4 protein-coding genes are annotated in these 3,086 nt (G+C 67.9%); 3 read left to right on the top strand and 1 reads right to left on the bottom strand.

Going from position 1 to position 3,086, the window contains the following annotated elements:
• A partial coding sequence (locus ACRDUX_RS14855; protein WP_526414786.1) for an extracellular solute-binding protein occupies nt 1-675 on the bottom strand: 675 nt, incomplete at its 3' end.
• Between the two features lie 210 nt (nt 676-885).
• Between ACRDUX_RS14855 and ACRDUX_RS14850 the strand changes: the two genes are divergently transcribed.
• The 3 genes from ACRDUX_RS14850 to ACRDUX_RS14840 are packed head-to-tail and all read left to right on the top strand — an operon-like array spanning nt 886 to nt 3,050.
• Nucleotides 886-1,554 (top strand): hypothetical protein, encoded by a 669-nt coding sequence (locus ACRDUX_RS14850; protein ID WP_526414785.1) that lies wholly within the window; start codon nt 886-888, stop codon nt 1,552-1,554.
• A complete protein-coding gene (locus ACRDUX_RS14845; RefSeq protein WP_526414784.1) occupies nt 1,551-1,973 on the top strand; it encodes a TIGR03668 family PPOX class F420-dependent oxidoreductase in 423 nt (140 codons plus the stop codon). The genes ACRDUX_RS14850 and ACRDUX_RS14845 overlap by 4 nt, the downstream gene beginning before the upstream one ends.
• Nucleotides 1,974-1,985: 12 nt before the next feature.
• The gene (locus tag ACRDUX_RS14840) at nt 1,986-3,050 is read left to right on the top strand and encodes an NAD(P)H-dependent amine dehydrogenase family protein (protein ID WP_526414783.1); all 1,065 of its coding nucleotides are present in this window, start codon (nt 1,986-1,988) and stop codon (nt 3,048-3,050) included.
• Nucleotides 3,051-3,086 lie beyond the last annotated feature (36 nt).

The raw sequence follows: 3,086 nt of genomic DNA, 5'->3' as shown, positions 1-3,086 counted from the left end.
GTCGTCGGGCGAACCGCCCTGACTGACCGCCACCATCATGACGCCCGAGAACGCAGCGCCCGCCTGTGTCGGGTCACCGTTGAGCGCGACCTTGCCCTTGAACTCCGGCGCCAGCAGGTCGTTGACGCCCTTGACCTCGGGCACCTTCGCGGAGTCGTAACCGATCGACATGTATCCGCCGTAGTCGTTGACCCACGCACCGTCGGGATCCTTCATGGCATCGGAGATCTCGTCGAACTTCGCGACCTTGTACGGCGCGAACAGCGCGGTGTTGGCCAGCGCCACCGACTGTCCGAGATCGAAGACGTCGGGCGCGGTGGACTTGCCCTTCTGCTGGGACGCGGCGTTGATCTCGTCCTGGCTGGCCGCATCGGGTTGCGCCGAATTGACCTTGATGCCGTACTTGTCGCCGAACGCCTTGATGATGGCGCCGTAGTTGGCCCAGTCGGGCGGCAACGCGATGACGTTGAGCTCGCCCTCCTTCTTGGCGGCGTCGATCAGGCCCGACAGGTTGTCCCCGCCGAAGTCGGCGGCCGACTTCGCCTCGGACGCACTCACACCCGTCGAGGTCTTCTCCCCGTCGTTCTTCGCCTGGGGCGGTGCGCATGCGGTGATGCCGCCCGCGAGGAGCAGGGCCAAGGCGCCAGCAGTCGCGGTGAGCCGTGTTTTCTTCATTGGCGAACCTTCTTATGGACGGGAGGCGTGACGGTGGCGCTGACGTGTCTGCGCCTGGTCGCGACGGTGAACGGAGCAACTCGTTGGGGACCTTACCGGGGGTCTCGCAGGTCGGCAGGCGTTCAGGGCGACGCAGCCAGTTCTACGACGCGCACCACTAATTCGGCGACCGGCCGCGCATCTGCGCAGGTCGCCACCTAGCATCAGGGGGTGGCTGAGAGCGAGGCCTCGGGGGAAGCGAGGTTGGACGATCCTGTCGACGACCCGGTCGACACGGATCAGCTGGCCGTTCGGCAGCCCCTCGACGACGGGGCACCCGAGGCGAACGGCGAGTTCGGGTATCTGTTCGACGAGCCCGAATACATCGATCCGGCCGCCGAGTTCGATGGCCAATCCGAGGTCGCCTTCGATGGCGGGGACGTACCCGCCACCGAATGGGTGGCACCGCCGCCGCTGGATCCAGCGGAGCATCCGTTCGACGCCTTCAACGCGGGGACCTGGAACTTCAAGCCCGCAACCGTGCCCTGGTACCGCACCCGCCCGGCCCTCGTGGCGCTCGTCGCGGCGTCACTCGCCGTGGTCGCACTCGTCGTTTCCGTCGTGCTTCTGGCCTTCCGCGGATCCTCCGGCGACGAGAACGTTCCCGCTCCGACCGAGTCGTCGACGACACCGACCACCGCGACCACCCCGGTGGGCACCAGCGAGCTTCCACCCCCTCCCCCTCCCCCTCCTCCCCCTCCTCCACCGCCGCCGCCGTCGGCTTCCGAGGTCCAACGGGCGCCGGTGTACCGCCAGCAGCCCACCATGACCAAGAAGCCCGAATTCAACGTGACCAGGGCTCCCCTCAGCGTGAGCCCGCAGATGCCGAAGCGGCGATGACCGGGTTCGACGTCGAGGCCACGTTCGCGAAGGCCCCCGTCGCCGTGCTCGCGACGGTCGGCGCCGACGGAGCACCCCACCTCGTGCCCGTGGTGTTCGCCGCCGTCAGGACGACCGGCGAGACCACCACCGTCTACACCGCCGTCGATGCCAAGCGGAAGACGACGCACCGGCTGCGCCGACTGGCGAACATCGCCGCGAACCCCAGGGTGAGCCTGCTGGTCGACCACTACGACGCCGACTGGACGCAGCTGTGGTGGATCCGCGTGGATGGCGTTGCGGCCGTTCACGAGCGCGGTGAGGAGATGGCCATGGGCTACGCGGCCCTGCGACACGAGTACCCGCAGTACGAACGGGTCGCACTGGACGGGCCGGTCGTCACGGTCACCATCACGCGCTGGTCGTCCTGGCACGCCTGAGAGGGGCACCACATGGCACATCGCATCATTCAATGGGGTACGGGCGCGGTCGGCAAGGAGGTGCTGGCAACCGTCCTCGACCCCCGATCCGGTCTCGAATTGGCAGGCGTCAGGGTGTATTCCGATGACAAGGACGGTGTCGACGCGGGTGTGCTGATCGGCCGCGAGCCCGTCGGGGTGCTCGCGACCACCGACGTCGAGCGGATCCTTGCCACCGATGCGGACTGCGTGGTCTACACGCCGCGGCTCACCGACGTCGGCGAGGTGTGCGCGATCCTCGAGAGCGGCAAGAACGTCGTGACGACCGCATTCCTGTTCCACCCCAGCCGCATTCGTCTCGCGGACCGCGACCGCGTATTGGCGGCCTGCCTGCAGGGCGGCAGCAGCGTGCACGGCTGCGGGCTGAACCCGGGCAATCTGTCCGGCGCGCTACCGCTGGCCCTGTCGGGGATGAGTCGCACCATCGACAAGCTGACGTTGCAGGAGCGGGCCGACTGGTCGGTGTACGACAGCACGGCGATCACGTTCGACAACATGCGCTTTGGGCAACCGGTCGACGAGATCAGCGTCGCCGCGAACGACTTCCTTGCCTTCAACAGCTCGATCTTCACCGAGCAGGTGTGGCTCCTCGCCGACGCCCTGCACGCGGGGATCGACGAGGTGACGGCGACGGTCGAGGCCGTCGCGGCCGAACACGACCACGAGATCTTCGATCACGTGCTGCGCGCGGGCACCACCGCCGGTCAGCGGTGGAACTGGGTCGGAAGGCGGCAGGGGCGCCCGCTTGTCGAGATCGAGGCGCTGTGGACCGTCGGCAACGAGTACCCGAAGCACTGGCCCAAACCGCAGCACGGGTGGACGCTGACCATCGAGGGCGACCCGTCGATGCGCGCCCACTTCCTGTCGCTGGCCAGCTTCGAGCGCGACGCGTCGATGCTGGAGCACGTCAACTCCGCGAACGTGGCAACCGCGATGCAGGTGCTCAATGCGGTGCCTGCGGTGTGCGCTGCCGCGCCGGGTTTCGCGACGACGGCGACGCTGCCGCAGGTGCACAGCCTGATCGGCTTCGGCAACTAGCGATTTCGGCGCGCTGAGTTGCGATGAACGCAACCC

This window comes from Mycobacterium sp., from assembly GCF_050701675.1.
Lineage (GTDB): Bacteria > Actinomycetota > Actinomycetes > Mycobacteriales > Mycobacteriaceae > Mycobacterium.
Note: the sequence above shows the minus strand (reverse complement) of the source record. Positions and strands in the feature narration are given on the sequence as shown.